This window comes from Acidobacteriota bacterium (assembly GCA_016715115.1).
In the GTDB taxonomy this organism is placed as follows: Bacteria; Acidobacteriota; Blastocatellia; order Pyrinomonadales; family Pyrinomonadaceae; genus JAFDVJ01.
Window position 1 is genome coordinate 885,229 of sequence record JADKBM010000004.1, and the last position, 25,514, is coordinate 910,742.

Consider the following 25,514-nt stretch of genomic DNA (forward strand, 5'->3'; position numbering starts at 1 on the left):
ATTCCAGCTCGTTCGTGGCAAAATAGAGTCCGAATGGATTTGGTTCTCGACAAGTTTCACGAAGAATGCGGCATATTCGGCATATTCGGGCATCCGGAAGCGTCGACGCTGACGCAGCTTGGACTTTTCGCACTGCAGCATCGCGGCCAGGAAGCGTGCGGGATCGTGTCGAGCGACGGCGAAGACCTTCATCAGTTTCGTTCAGTCGGATTGGTCGCCGACGTCTTGACCGAAGACGTATTGAAGAAACTCAATGGAAACAGCGCGATCGGTCACACGCGCTACTCGACCTCGGGCCGCAACACGATCAAGGAAGTTCAGCCGTTTTCGGTCACCTGCCAACACGGACAGCTGGCGGTTTGCCACAATGGGAATCTGCCGTTCGCGAACGAAAAGCGAAAGGAACTTGAACGCGGCGGTGCGATCTTCTCTTCGACTTCTGACACCGAGACGATCCTGCATTCGGTCGCGCGGACCACTGCCGACACCGCGATCGACGCCATTCGTGAAGTTTTGCGTGAAACCGAGGGCGCCTTTTCGCTCTTGTTTTTGACGCCCGATTCGCTCGTTGCAGTCCGCGATCCGCGCGGGTTTCGACCGCTCGTCCTCGGGAAATTGAAAGATGCGTGGTGCGTCGCGTCGGAATCCTGTGCGTTCGATTTGATGGACGCCGAAATGGTTCGCGAGATCGGCGCCGGCGAAATGCTGGTCATCAATAAGAACGGACTTGATTCGTCGTTTCCGTTTGAACCGAAAAACGCGTCCGTTTGCTCCTTCGAGCACGTTTACTTTTCGCGCCCCGATTCGATTATATTCGGCCGATCGGTGAATCAGTCGAGGCATTTGATGGGACGACGGCTTGCCGTCGAAAATCCGGTCGAGGCCGACATCGTCGTGCCGGTTCCGGACTCGGGAGTCGCCGCGGCGATCGGTTATTCCGCCGAATCGGGGATCAGTTTCCGCCAGGCGATTATTAGAAATCATTACATCGGGCGGACCTTTATCGAGCCGTCGCAGAGCATCCGATCATTTGGCGTTCGCCTCAAACTCAATCCGATCAAAGATCTGATCAGCGGCCGCCGCGTTGTGTTGGTTGACGATTCGATCGTCCGCGGAACGACCTCGAAGAAGATCGTCCAGATGGTCCGCGAGGCAGGAGCGAAAGAGGTTCATCTTCGTATATCTTGTCCACCGACGATCTCGCCCTGCTACTATGGCGTCGATACGCCAAGCAAGGCGGAGTTGATCGCGGCGCGGATGTCGGTCGAGGAAGTTTGCCGGCACGTCGAGGCGGATTCGCTCGCATATCTTTCGCTTGAGGGAATGCAGGAGGCGATCGGGATCGACTCGGCATCGACCTGTACCGCGTGCTGGACGGGAAAGTATCCGACGCTGGTTGCCAACGCGGCGGCCAATAGCGCTAAATAGAATTTCGAGTTTTGCCGACCGGGCGGAACCGATCAATACAAGGAGGAAATCAATGAGGAAATTTTATCTGATTCTCGTCGTCGCGGTGTTCGCGTTTGGGGCATTGGCCGGATGCGAAAAAGCCGCCGGGCCTAAGGTCGAAAAGGCAACGCCGGCGCCGGCCGCAGCGACGCCGAAGTCCGAAGATCCGGCAGACAACGCTCCGCGAATGACGCTGGCCGAAGCAAAGAAGGAATTCGACGCCGGGACAGCGACGTTCGTCGACACGCGCGCAGAAGTCCAGTTCAAGACGGAACGCGTCAAGGGCGCTGTCAATATGCCGATGGAAGCGTTCGAGATGCGCTACAAATCGATCCCGACGGACAAAAAGATCATCGCCTATTGTTCCTGACCGTCCGAACATACCAGCGCCAGTTTGGTTGCTGAACTCAAAAAGAAAGGAATCGGAAACGCATACGCACTTGTCGGCGGAACCCAAGCCTGGAAAACCGCCGGCTATCCGATGGAAGGCGACAAGAAGTAGTTTGACCACAAGAAAAATGAAAGACCGGACGAGTTGTTTCGTTCGGTCTTTTTCATTGGTAATGCAGAAACGCGGGTCGTTGCTCGGCCAATTGGGCCACTCCGTTTCCCACGGTTGGAATCGACTAACTAACCCAACAACGCGTCGCAGATTCTCCGGGCCGCTTTTCCGTCCCAGAGGGGCGGGATCCCGGGGGCTTTTTTGGATGAATTTTCGAGGATCTCGCACGCGGCGGCGCGGATCTTGTCGGGGTTCGTACCTACAAGGACGTTGGTTCCGAGCTCGATCGTGATCGGACGTTCGGTGTTCTCGCGGAGCGTCAGGCAGGGGATTCCGAGCGCCGTTGTTTCTTCCTGCAGACCGCCGGAATCGGTTAAAACGAGCCGTGCGCCCGAATAAAGATTCATAAAATCCAGATAACCGAGCGGATCGATCAATCGAACTCCGGAACCGGCGATCTTGTTTTCGAATCCGAATTTCTCGATGTTCGCGCGCGTCCGAGGGTGAACGGGAAAAACGACCGGAAGCCGTTTCGAAACATCTCGGAGCGCGTCAAGCAATCCGCCGAGGATTTCGGGCTCATCGACATTCGACGGACGGTGCAGCGTTGTCACCGCGTATTCGGTCAATCCCAGATTCTCGCGAATCTTCAATTGCTTGGCTTTTTCAAGATTGTAGTAGAGTGAGTCGATCATCACGTTGCCGACGAACCTGATCTTGTCGGCGCTGACGCCTTCTTGTCTTAGATTTTCGTCCGCGTCCTGCGAGGTTGTGAGCAGCAGATCGGAGATCGAATCCGTCAGAATGCGGTTGATCTCTTCCGGCATCGATCGGTCGCGCGAACGGAGTCCGGCCTCGACGTGTGCGATCTTGACGCCGAGTTTCGCGCAGACCAACGCACAGGCGATGGTCGAATTGACATCGCCGACGACCAGCACCCAATCGGGTTTTTCTTTGAGAACGACCGGCTCGAACGCCATCATTATCCGCGCCGTCTGAACCGCATGCGACGCCGAGCCGACCTCGAGATGATGATCCGGCGCGGGAATTCCAAGATCGCGGAAGAACGAATCGGACATTGCCTCGTCATAATGCTGGCCGGTATGAACGATGAGCGGCTGAAACTCGTTGCTCCGCCGCTGCATCTCGCGCTGGATCGGCGCGATCTTCATAAAATTCGGCCGGGCACCGACAATGTTGAGGATCTTACTCATAACGCGTTTGGAAATTTCCGATTTGTGATTTCGGATTTCGGATTTCGTCGTTCAAGTCGAATCCGAAATCCGAAATCACAAATCCCAAATCAAAGACGGATCACCTTCGCGCTGCTGCCATTTCTGATGTCTTCGCTGAGCGCGTTTCGCGTGTCGACGATGACCTTCGACAGGCGGCAGACACGGGTGTAATCGACTTCGGAATGCTCGGTGCAGATGACGACGCAGTCGGCCGATTCGAGAAGTTCGTCCGTCAGATCCAGATTGTAGAGCGGATCGCCGACGCCGATGTGATACGAGTGATCGAACGTTACCTCCGGGACGAAGGCGTCGTGGTAGACGACGTCCGCGCCGCGCGAGCGAAGCAGATCGATGACCGAAAGCGCCGGCGACTCGCGCATATCGTCGATGTCCTTTTTATACGCGACGCCGAGGATCAGAATCTTCGAGCCCTTGACCGATTTCTGATGATCGTTGAGCGCATCGCGCACGAGCCCCGCGACGTATCGCGGCATTCCCGAGTTGATCTGTTCGGCAAGCGTGATGAACTGCGAATCGAATCCGTGCTGGCGCGCCTTCCAACTCAGGTAATGCGGGTCGAGCGGAATGCAGTTATGGACAAAAAGCCCGTAACTTGTCGCGAAAGTGTGGTTCCCTTCAACTTCGATCGAAAAGACCTCGGTTGGTTTGATGTTCTTGATGATTTCGACAGATTTGACAGGAACGGTCATCAAATCGCCGATCACTTTGAAAGTCTTGCTCTTTGTCGAGCGCAAACTGTTCGAAAAATAGGTTTGGAGTTTCGAGCCTTTTTCTCCAAGCCAGTCCGCCATTCGCGCAATCTGATCCCGACCCTTCATTTGTAGATGGGGTTTCACACGTTTGAAAGTTGGAGTGAATCCTTGTTCCTGCAACAAGAAGACAACCTGTTGGAATAGTTTCTCACTGCTTGAAAAATAACCTATTTCAGCGCTTGTGTTCTTGTGATTGTAGATGCGACCATTTCGTTCATACCTATTCATCCCGGAGCTTACGTAGACATCGCCGTCGCCGCGCAGCAATCCTTTCAATAGTTCGGTTTTGTGCGTTTCAGGGAGATCAAGCAGCGCGTCGGGAATCTGCATTTCCGTCGATCGTCTTCCGCATTGCAAGACTTCAACCAAAAACCACCCAAACAACGCGGACGCGACGCGAATGTGTGTAACCTGATGGATTCTTGAGTCGTGAACCGAACTTTTTACGCCAAGCTCACGGTTCAGAATCTGACGAACGTCGTCGATGAATTCGGTCTCAAGACGATGGAAACTGAACCTTATCCGTTCGTTTCCTTTCTCTTTCGTCGCACACCCTTCGGCGAGATAATAGCCGATCAAGCGACAAAGATCTGAAGTTAGTTCAACAACCGCCGGAAAAGAACTTGAGGACGGGCCACGTCCAATCCTCAACGTTACGTCGCTTCGGTCAATTCCAAGTTCCGATTCTGCCTGTCGGAAATCCGCCAGACTGAGATAGTTGACTTTCGACAATTCCCAGAGTTTCTCCGAACTGAGATGCTTTCGAAGTTTTTCACGATACTGGACCAAATTGGTGTCGCTAAGAACGACTCGAACTTTGTTGGCAAGATTTTCGGGAATCAGCTTGATCACATCAATCAACACGCGTTTGCAATTCGCGGTTTGTATCTGACGATTCTGTAACGGCAAGCGATCGTTTGGCTTCAAGTCCTTCGCAAAGACCTGAACGAGCTTTCCGTCTGCGTTGACAACAAGCATCGGATGTAAATCGGTGACTGTCAGCTTGCGGTTATCGCTCGTTGTAACCTTAACTAATTCTGCGTCCGTGTCGCGTTTGAACAAGTACTGAACCGGCTTCCATTCAGGCTTGTTTGTTTCCATATTGACCGACAGAGCCTCAAGACCTGGTTTGTAAATCACATCGCTTCCGTGGACATCAAATCTCCTCACTCGATTCTTGGAGGATTCACTCTTGAAGAGCTCTTGCAGGTTCTCGATCCTTCTCCCGTTTTCGTCACGAACAATAACCGTCTCTTTTCCCGAGAGGCAATGACCTCCAATGCCCGGCCCCGGATAAAAGGCCATAAAGCCGAAGGGTTTTGTCGCCGCCGCGCGGACGACTTCCCAGGTGTCGATGTTGAGCGCGTTGCAGACCTTTGCCATCTCGTTGGCCATTCCGATGTTGATCGCGCGGAATGTGTTTTCCCACAGTTTCGCGGCCTCGGCAACGCGCGCCGAACTGACCGGATGTACCTTTTCGACGATCTGCGAATAGAGCAGCGTCGAGACTTCCGTTGAATCCTTTCCGACTCCGCCGACGACCTTGGTGATGTTGTGCGTTTGAAACTGCGGATTGCCGGGATCGACGCGTTCGGGCGAAAATGCGAGTAGAAAATCCTCGTCGAGTTTGAGCCCGGCTTCTTCGATCATCGGCTGCAGGACTTCATCGGTCGTGCCGGGGTACGTCGTCGATTCGAGAATCACTAGTTGGCCGCGGCGGGCGTATTTCTTGATCTCTTCGCCGGCCGCAAGAATGTAGGACATATCCGGGTCTTTCGTCTTGCGGAGCGGCGTCGGGACGCAAATGATGATCACGTCGCAGGCCTTGAGTTGGCTGAAATCCGTCGTCGCGCCGAACTTGCCGGCGGCGATCGCCTTTTCGACGTCCGTCGAAGGCACGTCAACGATGTGCGAGACGCCACCGTTAAGCGAATCGACCTTTTTTCCGTCAACTTCGAATCCGGTTGTCGAAAATCCTTTCAGCGCAAATTCGATTATCAGCGGAAGTCCGACATAACCAAGTCCGATGACGCCGATCCGCGCGCGCTTCTCGGCGATGAGATTGTTAAGTTCGTCTTTTATCATTTCTCTAATTAATAAGATGTTATTTATGTTTTGGCCGGAAACTGCCTGGCTTCGAGGCGGGGCATCAACATCTTAATCTAAGTTATGGAGTTTTGTTAGTCAACAATCTATTCAAGTAAAAAATGTTTGTGCTACAATTGCATTGTTAAAAATGACCAACGAGTCATTTCTTCTTTCTTGATTAAACTCACAATTCCAACCAGACTCCTGAATATGGATCTCGAAATCAATTCAAGCAATCCGGCAGTCCGGGCAATAATCGAAGGAAGGGCACCGAAGCCCGCCATCGTTGCGGCGGCGCGCGGAGCTTTGCCGATCGGGCAAAACGATTTGCTTGAGATACTTGTTTTCTTGTCTCGCAATCCGGAGGCCGAGTTGGCGCAAACGGCGCACGAGACTTTGATGTCGCAGTCGCCGGAGACGCTTCAACAGGTTTTCGAATCAACCGAGGTCGCTCCGCGAGTTCTTGATTTCTATGCGAATGTCGAGAATCTTCGGCCGGAGGCGTACGAAGCAATCCTCGTCAATCACCGGACTCCGGATGGCGCGATCACAAAATTCGCACGCGCAACGAAGAGCGGCGATCTGCTGGAACTTATTTCGGTCAATCAACAACTTCTGATCCGCGCCCCCGGAATCATCGATGCGATCATTGGCAACCCTTACCGGACCGCCGAGGCCGAACGCCGCGCGGCCGAGACGAAACGCGAGTTCTTTGAAAAGGAACGCGGCGTCCATCAGATCGCAAGCGAATTGCGCGCGCAGGGCAAGGAAGCGGCCGCGGAGTTTATTGAGGGCGCGGAGTTTGCGAAGTCCGGCGATCCGGACGATAAGGCGTTTCAAGATGCACTGCTGCTTGCCGAACATATCGAGGCGTTCGATTCCGAGATCGATGACAGCTGGCTGTCGCTCGATCTGATCGAAGAACTCTACGAAGAAACCCACGAAGAGCGCGAAGCGATCGTCAACAAGATCCTCGGTGAACTCAGAGCCGAGGAGGATTCGGTATCCGGTGAACGGATCTCGATGATCAATCGTGTGATGCGAATGGGTATGAAGGATCGTATGCGCCTGGCGATGAAGGGCGACCGCGAAGCCCGCAATATTCTGATCCGCGATCCGAACCGGATCGTCGCGCAGGCGGTCATTCAAAACCCGAAACTGACCGAGCAGGAAGTCGAAAAGATCGCGACGATGCGAACGGTTCCCGAAGAAGTGTTGCGACTGATCGCGATCAACCGCAAATGGGCCCGCAATTATCAGATTATGATGAAACTCGCTCAGAACCCGCGGACGCCGCTCTCGAATTCGATCACGATCCTAACCCGTTTGCAGACCAAAGATCTGCTTGCGATGGCAAAGAACCGCAACATTTCCGACGCGATCCGCAAACAATCGCAGAGGCTCGCAAGCGCTCGCATTGGGAGATGATTGCATTTCAAGAATTCCAATTAGTCAAGAATACGTACTCAACTATTCCGAAAACGGTAATGCTCGGAATAGCTGAAAGTGGATAACTGATAGATGAAAGCTGCGATATCAACATCCGCTATGAACTCTCAACTATTCCGAGAACGGAAATTTCGGAATAGCTGAAAGTGGTTAACTGATAGATGAAAGTTGCGATAGCTGCGATATCAACCATCCGCTATCAATTCTCAACTATTCCGAAAACGGAAATTTCGGAATAGCTGAAAATTGATAGATAGATGAAAGCTGCAAACAAACCGCACTAGGCATCTGAAACCTTTCTGTTCAGACGGCATCCGGAAATCTCGGGATCCCAATCACAAATACTCTCCAATCCGTCCGGTCCGTACGAAACTTCCGGCCATATCCGTTAAAGTGTGACTTGCGGCGCCAAGCCAAACTCCGATGAATGCGGCTGCGATAGAATGGTCGCCGAAATTTGACCTTACCGATGTTCCGATCGACCGCCACGCATCGGCAAATTCTGCCATTCGCGGCAGATCTCCGCCGCGGTAGACCGCCAGAATGTATGCGGCGATAAATGTTATCACCGTTGCAGCGCCGGCAAAGTATACGACGCGAAAGAATGTTCCGAAGACCAGTCCGTGCGACCAACGCGAACGGTGCGGAAAGAACTTTTGATACGGAAGCCACAGAAAGCGAAACGTGCCCCAGCGAGAGTATTGCTGACTTAAGGTATCGAGATCTGGCCCGAACATGATCCCGCCGAAAAGAAATGCCGTCGCGACGACGGACGGCAGAACGTATTCGCGCGTGAACAAATACGCCACCGCGAAAACCGGCACGATAAAGAGGAACGTTACTGCGTCGTGAGTTTTCCCGCTTGGCATTTCGTTTCTTACCTGACGCCGAACTCCCAGATGCCGAATAGCGTTTTCTTATCGAGAGGATGGCCGGATTGTTTGAGCGCGAGAATGATCTGCGAACGGTGATGCGCTTCGTGCGATCCGAGATAAGTTACGAACGCCGTGGCGTGCGGTTTGAACCCTTTGATCCGACCGCCCGAGCGCGCGATCAATTCGCTGATCGCGGCACCGGAACTGTTGAGCGCGTCGTTCAGTTTCGCCTTATCCAACGCGTCCGTCTTCTCGACCTTGGCCACATTTTCCATCAGCTCGGGCATTGCGGACTTGAGCCACATCAGACGGACATTGTTGATATGCGCGAACTGCTCGCCGACGTTCCGACCTTTTGACGTCAGCGAATCAACGAGATTTTCTTCGGCGATCCGGTCCAAAAGATAGAGCACGATGCGGTTGTTGATCTCCCAGGTTTCGACAAGTTCGGTACTCATAATCGGGCGCAATTATAACATTCGAGACCAGTTTTGATAAGATTCTTGGCAATGGGTTCGTTTTGGCAAAAACTAAAGACCACGCTCGGAATGATCAAGTTCGAACATACGCTGTTCGCGCTGCCGTTCGCATTTCTGGGGGCGATCCTCGCGGCTGACGGCATTCCGGGGTGGCGGCAGATGCTTGGAATCACTCTCGCGATGGTCGGCGCACGCTCGGCTGCGATGACCTTCAATCGTTTGATCGACCGCAGATTCGACGCGGAGAACCCGCGAACATCTGGACGGGAATTGCCGAGCGGAAAACTGTCGGTCGGCTTCGCCTGGATGTTTCTCGCGGCTTCGGTCGTTCTCTTTGAACTGGCTGCATACTTTTTGAATTGGCTGACGCTCGTACTCTCTCCGATCGCTTTGCTGAGCGTGCTCGGTTATTCCTACGCCAAGCGATTCACAAGCTTTGCCCATCTGATTCTCGGCTGGGCGCTGGCGATCAGTCCGACGGCCGCGTGGATCGCGGTTCGCGGTTCGCTCGATTCCGAAGTTCCGATACTTCTTTCGATGGTCGTGATGATGTGGACGGCGGGTTTCGACGTGATGTACGCGTGTCAGGATTATGAGTTTGACCGCAAGGCGGGATTGCAATCGATCCCGGCGCGCTTCGGCATTCGGAACTCGCTTTGGATCGCGCGGATCTTTCACGTTCAGGCGTTTTTTGTTTTGCTGCTTTTCTACGCGGTCACCGAGCTTGGATGGCTCGCGCTCGCCGGCGTCGGTGGGGTCGGAACGCTTCTGATTTACCAGCACACGCTGGTCAAACCGACCGATTTGAGCCGGATGAACGCCGCATTTTTTACGACAAACGCATTCGTCAGCATAATTCTTCTCCTAACCTTCGGCGGCGCGGTTTTCCTTCGATGAGAAAAGTGGGGGAAACTTGGAACTGGGAAGTGAGAACTGAGAGCTGAGAGCTGAGAACGGAGAATTGGGAACTGAGAAGTGCGAACTGGGAACTGAGAGCTGAGAACGGAGAACTGGGAACGGAGAACTGGAAACTGGGAACTGAGAAGTGAGAACTGAGAATTGAGCACTATTACATCTCAGCTCTCAGTTCTCAGCTCTCAGTTCTCAGTTCTCAGTTCTCAGCTCTCAGCTCTCAGCTCTCAGCTCTCAGTTCTCAGCTCTCAGTTCTCACTTCTCAGTTCTCAGTTTCCAGTTCTCAGCTCTCAGCTCCCAGTTCTCACTTCTCAGTTCCCAGTTCTCACTTCTCACTTCTCAGTTCTCAGTTCTCACTTCTCAGCTCTCAGTTCTCACTTCTCAGCTCCCAATTCTCACTTCTCAGTTCCCAGTTCTCACTTCTCAGTTTCCAGTTCTCAGTTCTCAGCTCCCAGTTCTCAGTTCCCAGTTCTCACTTCTCAGTTCTCAGTTCCCAGTTCTCACTTCTCACTTCTCACTTCTCGGCCTTAACGACAATTCCGTCCTTCATCACGAACTGGACATTCTCCAGGATCGCGATACCCGCGAGCGGATTGCCGTTGACGGCGACGATGTCGGCGAATTTCCCGACCGCGATTGAACCGATCTGATCGCGCCAGCCGAGGAGTTCGGCGGAAACGATCGTCGCCGATTGAATCGCCTGCATCGGCGTCTGTCCCCATTCGACCTGCTTCGCGAACTGCTTCCCGTTCCAGCCGTGCGGGAATATCCCCGCATCGGTACCGTAAGCGATCTTCACGCCGGCGACAACGCATTTCCTGAAATTCTCGCGTTGCGTGCGTCCGACCAGTTTCTCTTTGTCGAGGATCTTCTGCGGATATCCGAGCCTGGCAAATTCGGCCATTATGTAATCGTCGTTGTAAATATCGGCCGAAAGATACGTCCCGCGCTCCTTCATCATCCGGATACCTTCGTCGTCGATGAACGAACCGTGCTCGATCGACGCGACGCCGGCCTTGATCGCCATCTTGATCGCTTCAGTCCCGTGGGCGTGCGCGCAAGTTTTGATGCCGTGCATCTTCGCTTCATCGACGATGGCATTCATCTCTTCTTGCGTGAATTGGGGTGCGCCGACGCTCGCCTCTTCGGTCAAAACCCCCGCGCTCGCGCCGAACTTGATGACGTCCGCGCCGTACTTGATCATATAACGAACCTTCTTGCGCACGCCGTCGACACCGTCGGCGATGCCCGACATTTCTTCGGGCATCCGGCTCCCGAGCCAAGGCGAGAATCCGACGAGGTCGCCGTGGCTTCCGGTCGAGCCGATGTAATAGTTCGCGACCTGCATTCGCGGACCGGGAATTTTCCCGGCATTGATCGCATTCTTCAGCGCCAACGCAACGAACCCTTCCGATCCAACGTCACGAACGGCGGTAAAGCCCGCGTCGAGCGTTCGTTTCGCATAAATATGCGCGGTCACCGCTGCGTCAACGAACGACTGTCGAAACAGCGTGTCGTAGTAATTGCCTTCGGATTGACCTGTTTGATGGACGTGCGTGTCGATGAATCCGGGCATAACGGTCGAATTCGAAAGATCGATCACGGTCGCTCCGGCGGGAATCGCCAGGCTCGGTCCGACGGCTTTGATGATGTTGTTCTCGATCAGAATGACCTGATTTTCGAGCACGACGCCCTTTTCAGTATCGACAAGCTTGCCGGCCTTGATCGCCGTTATCTTCGTTGCTTGTGCGCTTGCGAACGCCGCAAACGACACGATCAACAGTCCGGCAAGTCCCAATGTTCTTTTTATGCTTTTCATTTTTTTTTACAATCGATCGGACTTAATCCGCAGATCCATATCCTAACGCCCGGATCGCACGACGTTTCCGTCCTTCATTACGAATCCGAGCTTTTCCAAAACCGTTATGTCCCGCAACGGATCGGTCGGCACGGCAACGATGTCGGCGAACTTTCCTGGCGCGATCGAACCGACCGCTCCCGACCATCCAAGCAGTTCGGCGGAACCCACCGTCGCCGCACGGATCGCTTCCATCGGCGTCAATCCCCATTCGACCATCTTCGAGAACTGCTTCGCGTTCCAACCGTGCGGATAAACTCCGGCGTCCGTACCATACGCGACTTTGACACCTGCTGCGACCGCCTTTCGGAAATTTTCGCGCTGTGTCCGCCCGACGAAGCGCTCCTTTTCGAGGATCTTGTCCGGATAGCCGAGTTTTCCAAATTCGGCGAGAATGTAATCGTCGTTATAGATGTCTGCGACCAGAACGGTTCCGCGTTCCTTCATCATCCGGATACCTTCATCATCGAGAAAGGAACCATGTTCGATCGAATCGACGCCCGCGCGGATCGCCATCTTTATGCTCTCGGCCCCGTGAGCGTGCGCTGCCACCTTGATGCCGTGAAGCCTTGCCTCGGCGACTATGGCGTTCATTTCTTCCTGCGAGAACTTCGGCGCACCAACCTGCGCTTCCTCCGACAAAACGCCGCCGCTCGCGCGGAACTTGATCACTTCGGCACCATACTTGATGAGGTATCGGACCTTTTTCCGAAGTCCTTCAGGGCCGTCGGCAACATTCGAGATCTCTTCCGGAAGACGCGAATCGAGCCACGGCGAGAATCCGCTCAAATCACGATGATTCGCTCCGGCCGCGCTGTTTCCGGTCGCCGCGATGTTGAAGGTCGCGATCTGCATCCGCGGCCCCGGGATCTTTCCGGAGTTGATCGCATTCTTCAGCGCAACGTCGATGAAGGCGTCGGCGCCGAGATTGCGCACGGACGTAAAACCGGCATCGAGCGTGGCCTTGGCGTTAAGATGGGCGGTAATTGCCGAATCGACAAATGACCGGCGAAAAAGATTGTCGTAGTAATTTCCGTCCGTCTCGCTCGTCAGATGAACGTGCGCGTCGATGAAGCCGGGCAGAACGTATGAATTCGAAAGATCGATGACGATTGCGCCCTCCGGAATCTTCAGGTTCGTTCCGACGGCCTTGATCAAGTTGTTTTCGATCAGGATCAACTGATTTTCAAGGACGACCGCTTTTTCGGTGTCAACCAATCTGCCGGCTTTGATGACGGTGATTCTCGGTGATTCGGCATTCACGGCCGAGGCGAAGAGCATCGTCGTGATGATGATCAGACTTCCTAGTTTTCGCATTTTACGAATCCTCGTTCCAGACTTTTTGCGGATTGCCAAAGGAGTTGTGTCTCAAATTAACCGCAGATTCCCGCAAGGTCAAGCAACGGACGTTACTTCGGATAAACATTCGCGGCGCGTTTTGATAAGATTTCACTTATTTGCTTTGGAACGTGCTTTGCATCTACCAAACAGAATTACCGACGAACACGGTTGGCGTGAAAACAATATGCAATTTTCTTTTGATACAAATCTGAACCGGATCGCTGAAAAAGTTGAAGCGGGCGATCGTTTGACATTCGATGAGGGAATCGAGCTTTACCGGACCGGCGACCTGAACGCGCTCGGGAAACTGGCCGATCACGTACGCCGCAAGCGGCATGGCCTGACGACTTATTTCAACGTCAACCGGCATTTCAATCACACCAATATCTGTGTCGCGGACTGCAAGTTCTGCAACTTTTACCGGCGCGCACGCGATACGGACGCATACACGCACTCGATCGAGGAAGGCGTCGAGATCGCCCGCAACGCCGTCGCGGAAGGCGCGACCGAACTGCATATCGTCGGCGGTCTGAACACGAAATTGCCGTTCGATTATTACACCGGCCTGTTTTCCGCTCTCAAGGAGAACTTTCCCAAGCTTCACGTCAAGGCGTTGACGATGGTCGAACTCGATTTTATGGCCCGGTTCTACAAGATGTCGGACGAGGATCTGATCGAACAGCTCAAGGCGGCCGGAATGGATTCGTGCCCCGGCGGCGGCGCCGAGATCTTTGCCGAACCGACGCGCTCGCGCATCTGCGACCATAAATGCGGCGGCGACCGTTGGCTCGAACTCGCCGGAAAATGCCACGCAGCCGGAGTCAAGACCAATGCGACGATCCTCTACGGTCATATCGAGACGATCGAGGATCGGATCGACCATCTCGTCCGGCTTCGCGAGCAGCAGGACATATCGGGCGGTTTCCAGTGCTTCATCCCGCTCGCTTTCTATCCGCCGGACAGCGCGCTGTCGTCGCTTCCCGGTCCCGACGGCGTCGATTCGCTGAAGACGATCGCCATCTCGCGCCTGATGCTCGACAATTTCGATCATGTGAAGGCGTACTGGGTGATGCTCGGCAAACACCTCGCGCAGGTCGCGCTTCATTTCGGCGCGAACGACCTCGACGGCACGATCACCGACGGCGGTGAACTGACCGAAGCCTACTCGATCGAGAACGGCGAGGTAAAGATGACGAAACAACAGTTGATCGCGCTGATCGAGAACGCCGGATTCGAGGCGGTTGAGAGAGATACGGTTTATAACCGGGTGGAGAAGATTGCCGCTTGAAAGTCAACGATGTAATAAAATTGATCGAAAAAGATGGATGGATCCTTGTCAGAAGGCGTGGGAGCCATCGCCATTTTCATCATCCGGTCAAACCGGGAAAAGAGAGTGTCGATATGCCGGTTGGCACATTAAACAGTGTTCTTAAACAAGCTGGGTTGAAGAGATAAGATTAGTTATGCGATATATGGTTGTCATCGAAGAAGGCGAGACGAGTTGGGGGGCTTACGTCCCCGACCTTCCAGGTTGTGTTGCCGTTGCTGAAAGTGAAGAAGAGGTAAAACATTTGATCCAAGAAGCAATCGAATTTCACCTGGAAGACCTATCGGTGACAGGAGCAAAAATTCCGCCGGCGATATCGAAAAGCGATTACGTCGAAGTTCGGCCGGTGTAAATCGGTGAGATGTCCCACTTTGTTCGTTGAGCGGCGGGTTTGCGTGTATTGCGATCATCCCGTGCCCGGCCAGTACCGCGGAAACCGGACTTGCGGGCGGATTCGGCGGGGGCTTCGACGTCAGGCTAAAGAAAAGATTTGCCCTTCACCTCTTCCAGATCGACTATAACCCGATCAAATTCAAAGCCGGGACTGACCATAATTACAGATTCAGCACCGGTCTGGTCTTCTAAAACTATTCAACAAACGTAGGTATTCCGAAGGGGATCTCTGTCTTCGGGTTATAGCCAGGCATTTCGCGTGGTTTTGTGATATCGGCACCGTCCTAAATGTCATAATTGAGGTTAAATATGACATCTAGTTTGTTATTGCGGCAGTACAATGTCATACTTACGCTTAAATATGACATAGATGTGTCATATTTAGAGGGAATAAATGCGTTCAAAGCAAAAATCAGATGAGATCCAGGCTCTTGCCCTCCAGCTCTTGGACAATGATTCACAAGTCAGTATTCGAGCGATAGCGGCTGCTCGCGGCAAGTCGAAAGATGACGTAACGGAACGCAGAGCTATTCGAAGGGCATTGGTTGCTTTGGAACGAAAGAACCTGATCGCGCCGAAAGGCGAAGGCAGGTCACGGGTGTATGTTCCAAAAGTAACACAAGAGACACCTGAAGCACCGACCGAGGCAAATCCTTATGCTGGGGCAGAGGACATCCTGTCTTCCGATTCGAAGCGGCTCCTAAAATACATTTCCAAACCGCTCACAGCACGAACTCCGGTCGGGTACGATCAGGAGTTTCTGCGAGCGTACGAGCCAAACAAGACCTTTTATCTCACAGCCGACCAGAGAAATAATCTGCAAAAGGTCGGACAGGTCGAGGCGGTCGTGCGTCCGGCAGGGACGTATGCCAAAAACATCTTGAACCGGCTTTTGATCGATCTGTCATGGAATTCAAGCCGGCTCGAGGGTAATACCTATTCGCTGCTCGAAACCAAACGGCTGATCGAGCTTGGAGAAACCGCCGATGGACGAGACCTCACCGAAGCTCAGATGATATTGAATCACAAGGCGGCGATCGAATATATCGTTGAATCGGCAGAAGAAGATCGGATAACTTTTCAAGAGATCTGTAGCGTCCATGCTTTATTGTCCGAAAATCTCTTGGGTGACGCATCCGCGTCGGGCCGTCTTAGAACAATCATTGTTGGCATTGCCGGAACGACATACCTTCCTCTCGAAAACGCTCACTTGATCCGTGAATGCCTTGATCTGTTCATTGAAAAAGTCAATGAAATAAACGATCCGTTCGAGCAATCCCTTTTTTCCATCGTGCATTTGTCTTATTTGCAGGCATTTGAAGATGTAAACAAAAGAACGGGGAGGCTCGTCGCGAATATTCCTTTGATAAGAAAGAATCTGAAACCGCTCTCGTTTACGGAGGTCCAACAATCGGCGTATGTCGCCGCATTGCTCGGAGTTTACGAACGGAACGATGTAAGTTTGATCCGCGATCTTTACGTTTGGGCTTACACGCGTTCGTCGCAAAAATATACCGCGATCCAGCAATCTATGGGTGAGCCGAATGTGTTAAAACTGAAATACAGATCCGCAATCAATGATATTGTGAGGTCTATCATTCTCGAACAAATTCCGGGACCACAACTCGTGCGGCGAATAAACGAATCGATTAACAACAAAATTCCTGAGGCTGACCGGGCCGCTCTTTTTAACCTCATAGAAACTGAGTTCCTCAACTTGCATGAAGGAAACATCGCACGATTCAAAGTATTGCCAAGCGAATTCCAAGCCTGGAAAGAACTTCAATAACCAAATAGTGGGCGACACAGCAGTCTTGATTTCAGCATCTATAAGACAAAACGATTAAGCTAACAATGAATTTTGAAAAACTGGTTCCAAATATATTTTATGTCGACATAGCCGATGGTTTGAAATTTTTTGTCGATTGTCTGGGATTTGCGGTCGGGCACGATGAAATAAAATCCCGCCGGCCATTTTGTGTTTTGGAAAAAGACGGCCTGCGGATCAATCTCTTTCAAAACGCGGAACTCGCCTTGGAGCATAATCCAGAGTTCAGGTTGGTGACCAAGAATATCGAAGAAGTTTACGACAAGGTTTCCAGATCTCATCGTGAATTTCTTCATCCAAACCTCAAGAAAATCACTCTTCGCCCCTGGGGAGCAAAAGAATTCGCGTTAACTGACGGGCAACTTGGCGTTGTTATTCAAGAGTGGTGAAATATGCAAACCAAGGACCAATCAGGGCATCCTATTCTGCAATGAAAAGTTATTTCTATTTGTTCCTCGTTCTTCTTTTTGGACTATCGACCGTCGCACGTGCGGATACATGGAGATTACCTACGGTCGAGAAGTATTGTTCTGCAAACAAAAAGTATTGCTTGAAGGTTGAACCTAAGAAACTCGAAAGTCAGTTATCGTATTTTCAAGATAAGGTTGACGAGAGAGTTAATGCTGGAGCGGTAAAGGGTATTCCGGATAACATCTGCAAAGGAACCTTCTTTGCGAAAGGAAAGAGGCTTTGGAACGTACGACTTGATAACGAAGTCGCACCGGTGAGCGCCCTTGTTTCCGACAACGGCGAGTACGTCATCACGTTCGATAACTGGCATGGTGTAGGTTACGGCGATAATGTTGTTGCGATTTACAACGGTAAATCCGGCACCCTCATCAAGAAACTTGGATTGACAGACTTTCTGACGGAAAGTGACATATACAATTTGCCCGCAAGCACGAGTTCGATCCATTGGCATGGCATCCACCAAATTGATTACACGAAGAGCGAACTCATTCTTAAGGTTGTCAAACCTGCTAAGGATGAGCAATTCTTCGATATTCGTGTAAATCTCCAAAACGGTGCGGTCTTGGATGAGGTGAAAGACAGAATTCCATCTCTCCATTTTCTCCTTTCATCAAAACAGGCTGAAGAGAAAGACCCAGTTTTTCCGGTCAAAGAAAACACAACGATTTGCACGTCAATGGACGGAGCTTCGCAGATCGCCACAGCGGAGCTAAACAAAAGGGTTGTTTCAAGCGAAATGCCCAATTATCCACCGGCTGCCAGAGCAGTAAGAGCGACAGGAGAATCCGTTTTTGAACTCGTCATTTCTCCCGAGGGCGAACTCGAGTGTGTAACTCCAATTTCCGGTCATCCCTTATTGAGAGCGGTTCTTACGAACGCAATAAAAAAGTGGAAGTTTGAGAAAAGTCAGGCTAGGTATGCTGGAAAGATCGTTATAGAAGGTAAGTCCGTCCTGATGCTCAACGGCAAAGTTGTTGAGGAATAATTACTCTTTTGACGAAAGAATTGTCACTGACCCATTAATTCCCTCACAAAACACATTCTTCACAAATCATCTTTCGACGGATTCACGAAACCGTTCGGTTGCACTTGACACCCGCAACCATTTGGTTGCATACTTGTGTCCGAAATCATGAAACGAGACGTTTTTCAAGCCATAGCCGACCCGACAAGACGCGCGATCATTGCGTTGATCGCGCTCCAGGCAATGACGCCGAACGCGATCGCCGAAAATTTTCACACGACCCGGCAAGCAGTTTCCAAGCATCTGCGGATTCTGACGGAATGTGAATTGGTACGGCAGCAACAAAAGGGGCGGGAGATCTTTTATTCGCTCGAGATCGAGAAGATGAAAGAGATCGACGAATGGCTGGAGCAATACAGAAAGATCTGGGAAACCCGTTTTGAACAGCTCGACGAGGTTCTCGAGGTAATGAAAAAGCAGAGAAATGAGGCATAAATATGGAATTTATTGTAAACAAAGAGACAAAGACCGTCGTGATCACGAAAGAATTTGAAGCCGAACGTGACCTCGTCTGGGACGCTTATACTAAACCTGAACTGCTCGACCAGTGGTGGGCGCCGAAGCCGTTTGCATCGAGAACGAAGGTTATGGAGTTCAGAGAGGGCGGTCGGCGATTCTACGCGATGGTCAGCCCCGAGGGGCATGAGCGTTGGTCAATTCAGAAATATACTTCCATAACGCCAAAATCCAATTTCAAGTTCTTTAACGCATTCTCGGACGAAAACGAAAACCCCGAATTGCCGGGTTCCGATTGGGACTTGAATTTCAGCGATCAAGGCGGATCGACAAAGGTCAGCATTTCGATCTACAACGAGTCACTGGAACGCCTGGAGAGAATGATCGAATTCGGCTTTGTTGAAGGAGCAAAGATGCAGTTGAAAAATCTGGAAGAACTGCTGGCGGAGTTGTCGCAGGCGCAGTGATGTCGGAATCGGCATCGCCTCAAATCAAAGCGGACGATAAACAATCAGTGGATAAAATGAATAAATCACGCGAAGAGATTCCGGTGTGGACTTGGTTTAATGGGCAATTCCTTTTTCAGTTTGACGAACAATTAAGGACGAATCCAAACCAATCAATTTCTGAGTTTTTCACTGACTTCCTGACAAACCAGAGAATTGAAGATTACAGTTTCTATCACACAAAAAACCAAGGGACAGTTATTTTATTGATGTATGGGCTGCTTGTGGTCCCAAGGGAAATTTGGGAAAGGAGTGGTACCAACTTCCGATTTTTGACCCGAAGCAAATTCTCAGTCGCGATACCGACGGACGGCAATCTTGATACCTTCGACTTTCTTCGTCTTCTTCGCAATTCGTTGTCCCATGCAAATTTTTCTATAGATGCTTCCCAGGCGAGGGTTACATTCTGGAATAACCGTCCCGACGGGACAAAGAATTTTGAGACAGAAATCGCTTGGGACGACTTAGGAGAATTTCTTGCCGAGGTTGGGCTGTACTATGTGAACGATCTGAAGAATGTCCCAAATGCAGACCTGCTGGGAGTAATCCATGATGACCAGCGATTAATTAATTAGATTTGCCAAATGAACGTACAAGAACAAATCAAACGGTACATTGCCAGCCAACCTGAACCAAAACGCAGCGAGATGCAAGAGTTGCACGCCCGCTTTCTGCAAATAATGCCGTCATCCAAACTATGGTTCCTCGACGGTACAAACGACGAAGGCAAGATCGTTTCTAATCCCAATATCGGATACGGCTCTCGCATCATTAGATATGCCGACGATTCAACCAAAGAGTTCTATCAAATCGGCTTGAGCGCAAACAAAACCGGAATCTCTGTCTATATCCTTGGTATCGAAGACAAGAAATACCTGGCCGAAACGTACGGAAAAGATCTCGGCAAGGCGAGCGTGACCGGATATTGCATAAGGTTCAAAACTCTAATCGATATAAACATTGATGTTCTCGAAGCGGCAATTCGATTTGGGTTTGAGAATCCTAAGACGTGACCGATCATAAAATCCATTGAAATTAATGGACGGAACAACTGCAAACGATCTTCTTGAAAACGAATTAATCCAAGTCGAATTAAAAAAGGCGTGGTTTGATTCCGAACCTGACATAACCGGAGGCCATGAAGAATGCGGCTTTATTGTTGCCGATGATGATGGAAATTTAATGGTTGTTCGTTGGGAAAAGGGCTTGCAGAATGAGATTGTCCTACCGACTCATAAGAATTGCTTTGTTGATGGACGCGACATTGTCGCCTCGTTCCACACGCATCCGAATACTGGAAAGGATTTCCAGGAAGAACCGAGTTTGACCGATATTCGTGCGGTTACTGATGACTTTGATTTGACGGGCGAATTTTATCTTGGCGAATTGGTCATTACAAGGTGACCGACAGCCAGATCTTCCCAAAAAATCAACATCGTCATAACCTACAAACGCGACAACGATGTAAGAGTTACGCGTTTACGCGTGAACTCAAGATTGGCGTGCGCCGAGTCAATCACGCCTGAAGGCGTTACTCTTACTTAGATCATCTCGAAATCGAGTTCGTCGTCCGTTTCCTCGTCGGGTTCTTCGTAAAACGCGGCCGCGTCCTGGAATCCGACGTAATTGATGTTCGCCGGCGTCGTCAAAATGAGAAACGGTAGATTCTCGGCGTTCGAAAGCAGAAACGCAATGTCGGGCATTACGCCGCCGCGGTAGCTGAATTGGAATTTGTAGATCGCGCCGTTCGTGAGCCGTTCGGCGATCGGCGAAGCCTGTTCGCCGGTAAGAAGATAAACGGATTTCACGAGGTGCGAAAGATAGTCCTCGATCGTTGTTTGCTCGGACACCGGAATCGGAGCGTCGAACGAAGACGGAACGGTTTCGAGCGGTTCGCCTTCGTTCGAATACGCGACAAGAGTCTCCCGCTTCAACGGATCGTTCTCCTGCGAGAGCGTCGCAAAAGCCGTGCCGCCGATCCCGAACAGCGTTTGGCCATCGGAGGCGAGCGACATCATCTCGGCTCTCGCACCGTTTTCATCGACCGCCTCGATTGCGACCGAGCCGTAGAGCTTCGACCGGTCGATCTTCTCGATGCCGGCGGTCAGTTCCGCTCCGTCGAAGTTAAAAACAAGATTCCGCGCCATCAGGGATCATTCAACTCCTTCAAGAACTTAAAATTTCGTGCCCGATCTCGTAAGAGTCACGCGTGAACGCGTAACTCCCGTGAACGCGTTACTTTTACGAATAAACGACTTCGTCGGTTTCGATGACGCCTTGGGTCGGTCCGCTGAAACTCGGCGGAATCGGCAACAGGATCAGCGCAACGTTTGGATGCATCGGAAGTTTGTCAGGCGCCATCTCGGTGCGGGCAATCAGAAACACGCGTTTTACGCCCGCTTCTGCGGCCTCGTAAAGCATATCTCCGACGAAATCCGCCTCGATTTCGCAGGTCGGTCTCCAGACGATGACCGGCGCCGAATCGATCAGCGCGTCGTATTCGAAACCGCTGATCTCGCCAGGTTCGTACGGAATCTTGAAAAAATCGAGCAAAGGATCGCTCGCCGGAGGTTGCTCTTCCGCCGACACGGCGTCGCGATCGTCGGATTTGATCTCCGCCGTTTGATCCGGTTCTGACTTCGCCTCGAATCGGGCACCGCAAAGCGGTCCACCGACTTCGGCGGGGCGGCCGCAACGAGCGCATTTCCCGTCGACGAGCGTGCAAAAATAAGCGCTCTCGAATGCCGTCAACGCATCGTCCAGCACGGCGAACTGGGGCAGCGACCGGAGCTTGCGTTCGGCGCGAAGAAAGGCTGCCCGATTCGAAGGCGCGACCCTTGCGCCCGTTTCCTGCCGGATCGCGATCATTTCTCGTTCGTGATTCGTAAGTTCCGCTATTAATGAATTTACAAGCGCAAGCCAAATCGCGGAAGGATAAGCGTCCGGTTTTTCGACGGCCAAGAACTGCCGCAAAAAACCGGTATGGTCGAATTCTTTTGGAACAGAAATCTTATCCAAAATCCCCCCGGCTGTGCTAGGATGAAAAGGCAAAAACGAGAGTAATTCAAAAGCATTTCAAACGCAAATTATGCCGATAAATCTGGCCAACAAGAACCGTCGCGACGCACGAGTGTCGCTACTCGGCGTGCGCCCGAAACGCGCGATTCGCTGGCTCGACGAAAAACGGCGCGAGGCGAAAACCGTACGGCTTCTGCAATGCGACATCAAGCACTCGACCGACCGTTTGCTGCGCGAGTTCGAAGGCGATCTCAACGATCTCGCAAAGGCAATCGTTGAATCCGACCCGGAAGTCGATCTTGAAACGTTCGGAAAACTTCTCGCGGAAACGTCGCGTGTCTATGCGGTGGACGGCGAGATCGCCTATCACGTCGAGGAATTCGAGGTCATCACCGACGCCGAGGGAAACCTCAAGGAACGCCGTCCGCGCCGGATCGAGCCGCAGAACATAAATTCAGACGTGCCGTTGGTCTGGTCCGGGAAGTTTATCAAGAAATCAGAGGCGATCCGGAAGTTCGTCTTCACCGGACTGAAGCAGATCACGCATAACAACGGATTGACTTACGATTTCCTTTACGAGATCGCCAAAGAACTCGACGAAAAGGACTCGTTTATGCTGCTCGGCGCCGGAAAGGGCAACCAACCGCTGATCTTCCAGCGCGGCGGAAAACCCTATCGCGGTTTTCTCGAAGGCCGTGTCGACGGCGATAAGTATCTTTTGCTGCTTCACTTATCCAATATGGAATTTAAGGCGCCGAAAGGAAAGCCGGAGGAAGCCGCGGAATGATCTCGCTCAACCACGACATCGCGCAGTTCACCCAAAAGCTCGGCGGCTATATGGTCGGGCCCGCGACCGCGCTCGAGAATTTCAGTCTTCAGGTCAAGGCGCAGGACTTCAAAAGGCGCATCAGCGGACTGCTTTATCCGACAAACGGCGACGAGATCGGTGAGAAACTCCCGAAAAGCGGCAAACTCGTCGCCAGCCGCAAGATCGACGGCGAATTCTGCCTTTTGTGTTTCGACGGGCGCGAAGCGCTGACCGTCAATCCGGGCGGAACGGTCCGCGTCGGCCTGCCGTGCATTGTCGAGGCGGCCTCGATCCTCAAAGCAGTCGGCGTCGGTTCGGCGATCATCGCTTGCGAACTTTTCCACCGCAAGCGCCAGGACGGCCGCGAACGCGTTCACGACGCGATCCGTGTCATCCGCAACCCGCGCGACGAAAATGAGTTGAACGATATTTCGCTCGCCCCGTTCGGTGTCGTCGAGATCGACGATTCGACGATCACCGATTGGGCGGCCGCGCTCGAAAGGCTGGCGAAGTTGTTCGAAGGAGCCAAGCTCGTCAAACCCGTCGATTTTGAGAGAGTCGAGTCAGGTTCGGACGTCATCCGTATTTACCAGGATTGGGTTCTCAACGGGAATTCCGAAGGGATCGTCGTTTGGGGCGATCAGGGCGGCTGGAAGATCAAACCGACGCACACGATCGACGCCGCGGTCATCGGCTTCAGCGAGAGCGTCGAGGACCGAAAGGGAATGCTCCACGATCTGCTCGTCGGCGTCAAACGGCCCGATGACACGTTTCATATTCTGACCAAGGTCGGCGGCGGATTCACCGAAAAACAGCGGCGCGATCTGTTCGGCGAATTGAAAGACAGCGTCGCGCCGTCGAATTACACAGAGGTCAATTCCGATCACGTTGCCTATGAAATGGTGAAACCCAAGTTCGTGATCGAGTTGAAATGCCTCGACATCATTTCGGAAAAGGCGCGCGGCGGCGAGATCAACCGGATGGTCATCGACTGGCAACCCGACGACGCGCGCTGGGTCGCGTGCCGGCGTTTGCCGTTCGTAAGCATCATTTCGCCGCAGTTCGTCCGTCTGCGCGACGACAAGCGAGCTTCGCTGGCGGACATACATATTCGTCAGATCGACGGCATCGTGCCGATTCCGGATGTTGACCTCAAGATCGACGATATTCAACTGCCGAAGTCGGAAATGGTCGAACGCGTTGTCTACACGAAGACGCAGGGCGACAAGATGATGGTTCGCAAGTTCCTGCTCTGGAAAACGAACAAGGAAGCGTCGCGCGACTTTTTGCCGTTCGTCGTTTACTACACCGATTTCAGCTCAGGGCGCGCTGAACCGATCGCGCGAAACATCCAACCGGCGAATACCGTCGAGCAGGCAAACGCGATGTTCGCCGAAATGATCGAAAAATCGATCAAGAAGGGCTGGGAGAAAGTCATCTGATCGACGAGATCTTCAACGACCCGCACCTGCGCTGGATCGCCGCCGAATGGCGTGAGAATGCCGAGCGTCTCGCGGACTGGGCGATGGACCATCTCGTCAACCGTTTCGACGTCTGGGGCCAATACACGGTCAAGAACACGGTGGTCGGGCCGAAGGTCAGCGCCGTCACGCTTCCCGTCAAGGATCTGCGCGAACAAAAGAAAGACTTCGTTTCGCACGAGAAACTCGTCCGGCACTTCAAAGGATTGAAAGCCGGGCATCTGATCGGGCTTCATCTCGTATCGATCGAGGAAACGTGCCGCTGGTTCGCGATCGATCTCGACGTTCACGATCCCGAAGACTTTCATGAAAAATCACGACTCAATTTCGCCGCCGCAACCCGTTGGTTCAGGAAGATGCGCGCCGCGGAACTCGATCCGTGCATTATCGACTCGAACGGCTTCGGCGGACTGCATTTGATCTGCCTGCTCGATCGTCCCTATCCGGTCGCTGATGTCCACCGATATCTCGTGGAGATCGTTTCCGATTACAAGGAGATCGGACTCGCGCAATCGCCGGAACTGTTTCCCAGCTCAGGCCGTGTCGAGGGACTGGGCAAATGGCTTCGGATGCCCGGACGCCATCACACGCATCAGCATTTTTCGAAGGTTTGGAGCGACGATGACCCCGACGAACCCTGGCTTGAAGGGATTTCGGCGATCGAGCATCTTCTATCATTGAGGCCGATGCCTCTGCCGGCGACGCAAAAGTCGAAGCGTCCGCGTGCAAAGCCGAAAACGCGGCACCGTTCCGCGGTCTGCGTCGATCTCGACAGCGTTATCGCGCGTTACGACGGTTGGCGCGGGATGGAAAAGATCGGTGAACCGATCTCTGGAAGCCGCGAGTTCTTGACGGAGATCCGAAAGAAATTTCGGGTGATAATCTACACTTCCCGGATCAACGCGGAGAGCGTGCGCGGCGATGAGGTCGCGCGTCTCAAAAACCACATCGAGCGCTGGCTGAATGAAAACGCGCTGCCGTTTGACGAGGTTTACACGGGATTCGGAAAACCGCTCGCGCTCGCGTTCGTCGACGACCGCGCCGTTAGTTGCCGGCCTCAGGAAGACGCGGGCGCGTTTGAAAATGCGCTCAAGGCGATTTCGATGCTTTGAAAGAATTGCCGGGCGGAAAGCATTGACCTAGAGGAAACGCTTTTCCGATTTCGGCATCCAACCTTTTTTAATGAGAATAATAATCCTTACATTGTTGACGCTTATGTTCCCCTTCTCAGCATTACCGCG

At 52.5% G+C, this 25,514-nt stretch carries 26 protein-coding genes; 18 read left to right on the forward strand and 8 right to left on the reverse strand.

The genetic code is table 11. From position 1 onward, the window contains the following. Positions 1-33: 33 nt before the first annotated feature. Positions 34-1,428: an amidophosphoribosyltransferase gene (locus tag IPN69_06080; GenBank protein ID MBK8810288.1), complete on the forward strand. Its 1,395-nt coding sequence runs from the start codon at positions 34-36 to the stop codon at positions 1,426-1,428. A gap of 52 nt (positions 1,429-1,480) precedes the next feature. Then, positions 1,481-1,819, forward strand: coding sequence for a rhodanese-like domain-containing protein (locus IPN69_06085; protein ID MBK8810289.1), 339 nt, complete (start codon positions 1,481-1,483; stop codon positions 1,817-1,819). 260 nt (positions 1,820-2,079) lie between these two features. Here the strand turns inward: IPN69_06085 and wecB are convergent, their stop codons facing one another. Further along, positions 2,080-3,165 (reverse strand): UDP-N-acetylglucosamine 2-epimerase (non-hydrolyzing), encoded by a 1,086-nt coding sequence (gene wecB / locus IPN69_06090; GenBank protein ID MBK8810290.1) that lies wholly within the window; start codon positions 3,163-3,165, stop codon positions 2,080-2,082. Between the two features lie 89 nt (positions 3,166-3,254). Beyond that, positions 3,255-6,044 carry a nucleotide sugar dehydrogenase gene (locus IPN69_06095; protein MBK8810291.1) on the reverse strand — a complete coding sequence of 930 codons (2,790 nt, stop codon included), beginning with the start codon at positions 6,042-6,044 and terminating at the stop codon, positions 3,255-3,257. 213 nt (positions 6,045-6,257) lie between these two features. Here IPN69_06095 and IPN69_06100 point away from each other — a divergent pair, with 213 nt between their 5' ends. Then, entirely contained in the window at positions 6,258-7,475 is a 1,218-nt protein-coding gene (locus tag IPN69_06100) for a hypothetical protein (GenBank protein MBK8810292.1), read from the forward strand. Between the two features lie 356 nt (positions 7,476-7,831). Here IPN69_06100 and IPN69_06105 read toward each other — a convergent pair whose 3' ends face one another. Together IPN69_06105 and IPN69_06110 are read right to left on the reverse strand one after the other, a co-directional pair. Further along, on the reverse strand, positions 7,832-8,365 hold the full coding sequence (locus IPN69_06105; GenBank protein ID MBK8810293.1) for a metal-binding protein: 534 nt from the start codon (positions 8,363-8,365) through the stop codon (positions 7,832-7,834). Between the two features lie 8 nt (positions 8,366-8,373). Continuing rightward, complete coding sequence (locus tag IPN69_06110; GenBank protein ID MBK8810294.1) at positions 8,374-8,829, reverse strand: hypothetical protein; 456 nt, start codon at positions 8,827-8,829, stop codon at positions 8,374-8,376. A 51-nt stretch (positions 8,830-8,880) separates the two neighbouring features. On the opposite strand from IPN69_06110, the gene IPN69_06115 reads away from it, so the two are divergent. Beyond that, positions 8,881-9,747, forward strand: a complete 867-nt coding sequence (locus IPN69_06115) for a UbiA family prenyltransferase (GenBank protein ID MBK8810295.1) — start codon at positions 8,881-8,883, stop codon at positions 9,745-9,747. Between the two features lie 529 nt (positions 9,748-10,276). On the opposite strand, the gene IPN69_06120 is transcribed toward IPN69_06115, so the two are convergent. Together IPN69_06120 and IPN69_06125 are read right to left on the reverse strand one after the other, a co-directional pair. Then, positions 10,277-11,581: an amidohydrolase family protein gene (locus IPN69_06120; GenBank protein ID MBK8810296.1), complete on the reverse strand. Its 1,305-nt coding sequence runs from the start codon at positions 11,579-11,581 to the stop codon at positions 10,277-10,279. Between the two features lie 42 nt (positions 11,582-11,623). Next, the gene (locus IPN69_06125) at positions 11,624-12,937 is read right to left on the reverse strand and encodes an amidohydrolase family protein (protein ID MBK8810297.1); all 1,314 of its coding nucleotides are present in this window, start codon (positions 12,935-12,937) and stop codon (positions 11,624-11,626) included. Positions 12,938-13,145: 208 nt separating this feature from the next. Here IPN69_06125 and mqnE point away from each other — a divergent pair, with 208 nt between their 5' ends. The 11 genes from mqnE (at position 13,146) to IPN69_06180 (ending at position 20,370) form a co-directional block, all read left to right on the forward strand. After that, entirely contained in the window at positions 13,146-14,249 is a 1,104-nt protein-coding gene (gene mqnE / locus IPN69_06130; protein MBK8810298.1) for an aminofutalosine synthase MqnE, read from the forward strand. Next, a complete protein-coding gene (locus IPN69_06135; protein ID MBK8810299.1) occupies positions 14,246-14,416 on the forward strand; it encodes a type II toxin-antitoxin system HicA family toxin in 171 nt (56 codons plus the stop codon). The genes mqnE and IPN69_06135 overlap by 4 nt, the downstream gene beginning before the upstream one ends. Positions 14,417-14,424: 8 nt before the next feature. Next, complete coding sequence (locus IPN69_06140) at positions 14,425-14,640, forward strand: type II toxin-antitoxin system HicB family antitoxin (GenBank protein ID MBK8810300.1); 216 nt, start codon at positions 14,425-14,427, stop codon at positions 14,638-14,640. 435 nt (positions 14,641-15,075) lie between these two features. Further along, positions 15,076-16,470, forward strand: coding sequence for a Fic family protein (locus tag IPN69_06145; protein ID MBK8810301.1), 1,395 nt, complete (start codon positions 15,076-15,078; stop codon positions 16,468-16,470). A 65-nt stretch (positions 16,471-16,535) separates the two neighbouring features. After that, positions 16,536-16,898 (forward strand): hypothetical protein, encoded by a 363-nt coding sequence (locus tag IPN69_06150; GenBank protein ID MBK8810302.1) that lies wholly within the window; start codon positions 16,536-16,538, stop codon positions 16,896-16,898. Continuing rightward, complete coding sequence (locus IPN69_06155) at positions 16,895-17,965, forward strand: energy transducer TonB (protein MBK8810303.1); 1,071 nt, start codon at positions 16,895-16,897, stop codon at positions 17,963-17,965. Before IPN69_06150 ends, IPN69_06155 begins: the two co-directional genes overlap by 4 nt. Before the next feature lie 147 nt (positions 17,966-18,112). Further along, positions 18,113-18,439 (forward strand): winged helix-turn-helix transcriptional regulator, encoded by a 327-nt coding sequence (locus IPN69_06160; protein ID MBK8810304.1) that lies wholly within the window; start codon positions 18,113-18,115, stop codon positions 18,437-18,439. A 2-nt stretch (positions 18,440-18,441) separates the two neighbouring features. Then, entirely contained in the window at positions 18,442-18,927 is a 486-nt protein-coding gene (locus tag IPN69_06165; protein MBK8810305.1) for an SRPBCC domain-containing protein, read from the forward strand. Then, on the forward strand, positions 18,927-19,541 hold the full coding sequence (locus IPN69_06170) for a hypothetical protein (protein MBK8810306.1): 615 nt from the start codon (positions 18,927-18,929) through the stop codon (positions 19,539-19,541). The genes IPN69_06165 and IPN69_06170 overlap by 1 nt, the downstream gene beginning before the upstream one ends. Positions 19,542-19,550: 9 nt before the next feature. After that, positions 19,551-19,979 carry a DUF1801 domain-containing protein gene (locus IPN69_06175; protein MBK8810307.1) on the forward strand — a complete coding sequence of 143 codons (429 nt, stop codon included), beginning with the start codon at positions 19,551-19,553 and terminating at the stop codon, positions 19,977-19,979. A gap of 25 nt (positions 19,980-20,004) precedes the next feature. Continuing rightward, a complete protein-coding gene (locus tag IPN69_06180) occupies positions 20,005-20,370 on the forward strand; it encodes a DUF4329 domain-containing protein (GenBank protein ID MBK8810308.1) in 366 nt (121 codons plus the stop codon). 137 nt (positions 20,371-20,507) lie between these two features. Here the strand turns inward: IPN69_06180 and IPN69_06185 are convergent, their stop codons facing one another. Then, a complete protein-coding gene (locus tag IPN69_06185) occupies positions 20,508-21,113 on the reverse strand; it encodes a hypothetical protein (protein MBK8810309.1) in 606 nt (201 codons plus the stop codon). A 94-nt stretch (positions 21,114-21,207) separates the two neighbouring features. Beyond that, complete coding sequence (locus tag IPN69_06190) at positions 21,208-21,834, reverse strand: hypothetical protein (GenBank protein MBK8810310.1); 627 nt, start codon at positions 21,832-21,834, stop codon at positions 21,208-21,210. Positions 21,835-22,054: 220 nt separating this feature from the next. Here IPN69_06190 and IPN69_06195 point away from each other — a divergent pair, with 220 nt between their 5' ends. From IPN69_06195 to IPN69_06205, 3 genes are all read left to right on the forward strand, one after another. Continuing rightward, complete coding sequence (locus IPN69_06195) at positions 22,055-22,771, forward strand: hypothetical protein (GenBank protein ID MBK8810311.1); 717 nt, start codon at positions 22,055-22,057, stop codon at positions 22,769-22,771. Continuing rightward, positions 22,768-24,234 carry a hypothetical protein gene (locus IPN69_06200; protein MBK8810312.1) on the forward strand — a complete coding sequence of 489 codons (1,467 nt, stop codon included), beginning with the start codon at positions 22,768-22,770 and terminating at the stop codon, positions 24,232-24,234. The genes IPN69_06195 and IPN69_06200 overlap by 4 nt, the downstream gene beginning before the upstream one ends. Positions 24,235-24,317: 83 nt before the next feature. After that, positions 24,318-25,385: a hypothetical protein gene (locus IPN69_06205; protein ID MBK8810313.1), complete on the forward strand. Its 1,068-nt coding sequence runs from the start codon at positions 24,318-24,320 to the stop codon at positions 25,383-25,385. Positions 25,386-25,514: the final 129 nt, after the last annotated feature.

Excerpts from the sequence above, each read along its gene's own strand:
- IPN69_06080 (MBK8810288.1), top strand. The coding sequence starts at position 34 with ATGGATTTGGTTCTCGACAAGTTTCACGAAGAATGCGGCATATTCGGC.
- IPN69_06085 (MBK8810289.1), top strand. The coding sequence starts at position 1,481 with ATGAGGAAATTTTATCTGATTCTCGTCGTCGCGGTGTTCGCGTTTGGG.
- wecB (MBK8810290.1), bottom strand. The coding sequence starts at position 3,165 with ATGAGTAAGATCCTCAACATTGTCGGTGCCCGGCCGAATTTTATGAAG.
- IPN69_06095 (MBK8810291.1), bottom strand. The coding sequence starts at position 6,044 with ATGATAAAAGACGAACTTAACAATCTCATCGCCGAGAAGCGCGCGCGG.
- IPN69_06100 (MBK8810292.1), top strand. The coding sequence starts at position 6,258 with ATGGATCTCGAAATCAATTCAAGCAATCCGGCAGTCCGGGCAATAATC.
- IPN69_06105 (MBK8810293.1), bottom strand. The coding sequence starts at position 8,365 with ATGCCAAGCGGGAAAACTCACGACGCAGTAACGTTCCTCTTTATCGTG.
- IPN69_06110 (MBK8810294.1), bottom strand. The coding sequence starts at position 8,829 with ATGAGTACCGAACTTGTCGAAACCTGGGAGATCAACAACCGCATCGTG.
- IPN69_06115 (MBK8810295.1), top strand. The coding sequence starts at position 8,881 with ATGGGTTCGTTTTGGCAAAAACTAAAGACCACGCTCGGAATGATCAAG.
- IPN69_06120 (MBK8810296.1), bottom strand. The coding sequence starts at position 11,581 with ATGAAAAGCATAAAAAGAACATTGGGACTTGCCGGACTGTTGATCGTG.
- IPN69_06125 (MBK8810297.1), bottom strand. The coding sequence starts at position 12,937 with ATGCGAAAACTAGGAAGTCTGATCATCATCACGACGATGCTCTTCGCC.
- mqnE (MBK8810298.1), top strand. The coding sequence starts at position 13,146 with ATGCAATTTTCTTTTGATACAAATCTGAACCGGATCGCTGAAAAAGTT.
- IPN69_06140 (MBK8810300.1), top strand. The coding sequence starts at position 14,425 with ATGCGATATATGGTTGTCATCGAAGAAGGCGAGACGAGTTGGGGGGCT.
- IPN69_06145 (MBK8810301.1), top strand. The coding sequence starts at position 15,076 with ATGCGTTCAAAGCAAAAATCAGATGAGATCCAGGCTCTTGCCCTCCAG.
- IPN69_06150 (MBK8810302.1), top strand. The coding sequence starts at position 16,536 with ATGAATTTTGAAAAACTGGTTCCAAATATATTTTATGTCGACATAGCC.
- IPN69_06160 (MBK8810304.1), top strand. The coding sequence starts at position 18,113 with ATGAAACGAGACGTTTTTCAAGCCATAGCCGACCCGACAAGACGCGCG.
- IPN69_06165 (MBK8810305.1), top strand. The coding sequence starts at position 18,442 with ATGGAATTTATTGTAAACAAAGAGACAAAGACCGTCGTGATCACGAAA.
- IPN69_06170 (MBK8810306.1), top strand. The coding sequence starts at position 18,927 with ATGTCGGAATCGGCATCGCCTCAAATCAAAGCGGACGATAAACAATCA.
- IPN69_06175 (MBK8810307.1), top strand. The coding sequence starts at position 19,551 with ATGAACGTACAAGAACAAATCAAACGGTACATTGCCAGCCAACCTGAA.
- IPN69_06180 (MBK8810308.1), top strand. The coding sequence starts at position 20,005 with ATGGACGGAACAACTGCAAACGATCTTCTTGAAAACGAATTAATCCAA.
- IPN69_06185 (MBK8810309.1), bottom strand. The coding sequence starts at position 21,113 with ATGGCGCGGAATCTTGTTTTTAACTTCGACGGAGCGGAACTGACCGCC.
- IPN69_06190 (MBK8810310.1), bottom strand. The coding sequence starts at position 21,834 with ATGATCGCGATCCGGCAGGAAACGGGCGCAAGGGTCGCGCCTTCGAAT.
- IPN69_06195 (MBK8810311.1), top strand. The coding sequence starts at position 22,055 with ATGCCGATAAATCTGGCCAACAAGAACCGTCGCGACGCACGAGTGTCG.
- IPN69_06200 (MBK8810312.1), top strand. The coding sequence starts at position 22,768 with ATGATCTCGCTCAACCACGACATCGCGCAGTTCACCCAAAAGCTCGGC.
- IPN69_06205 (MBK8810313.1), top strand. The coding sequence starts at position 24,318 with ATGGACCATCTCGTCAACCGTTTCGACGTCTGGGGCCAATACACGGTC.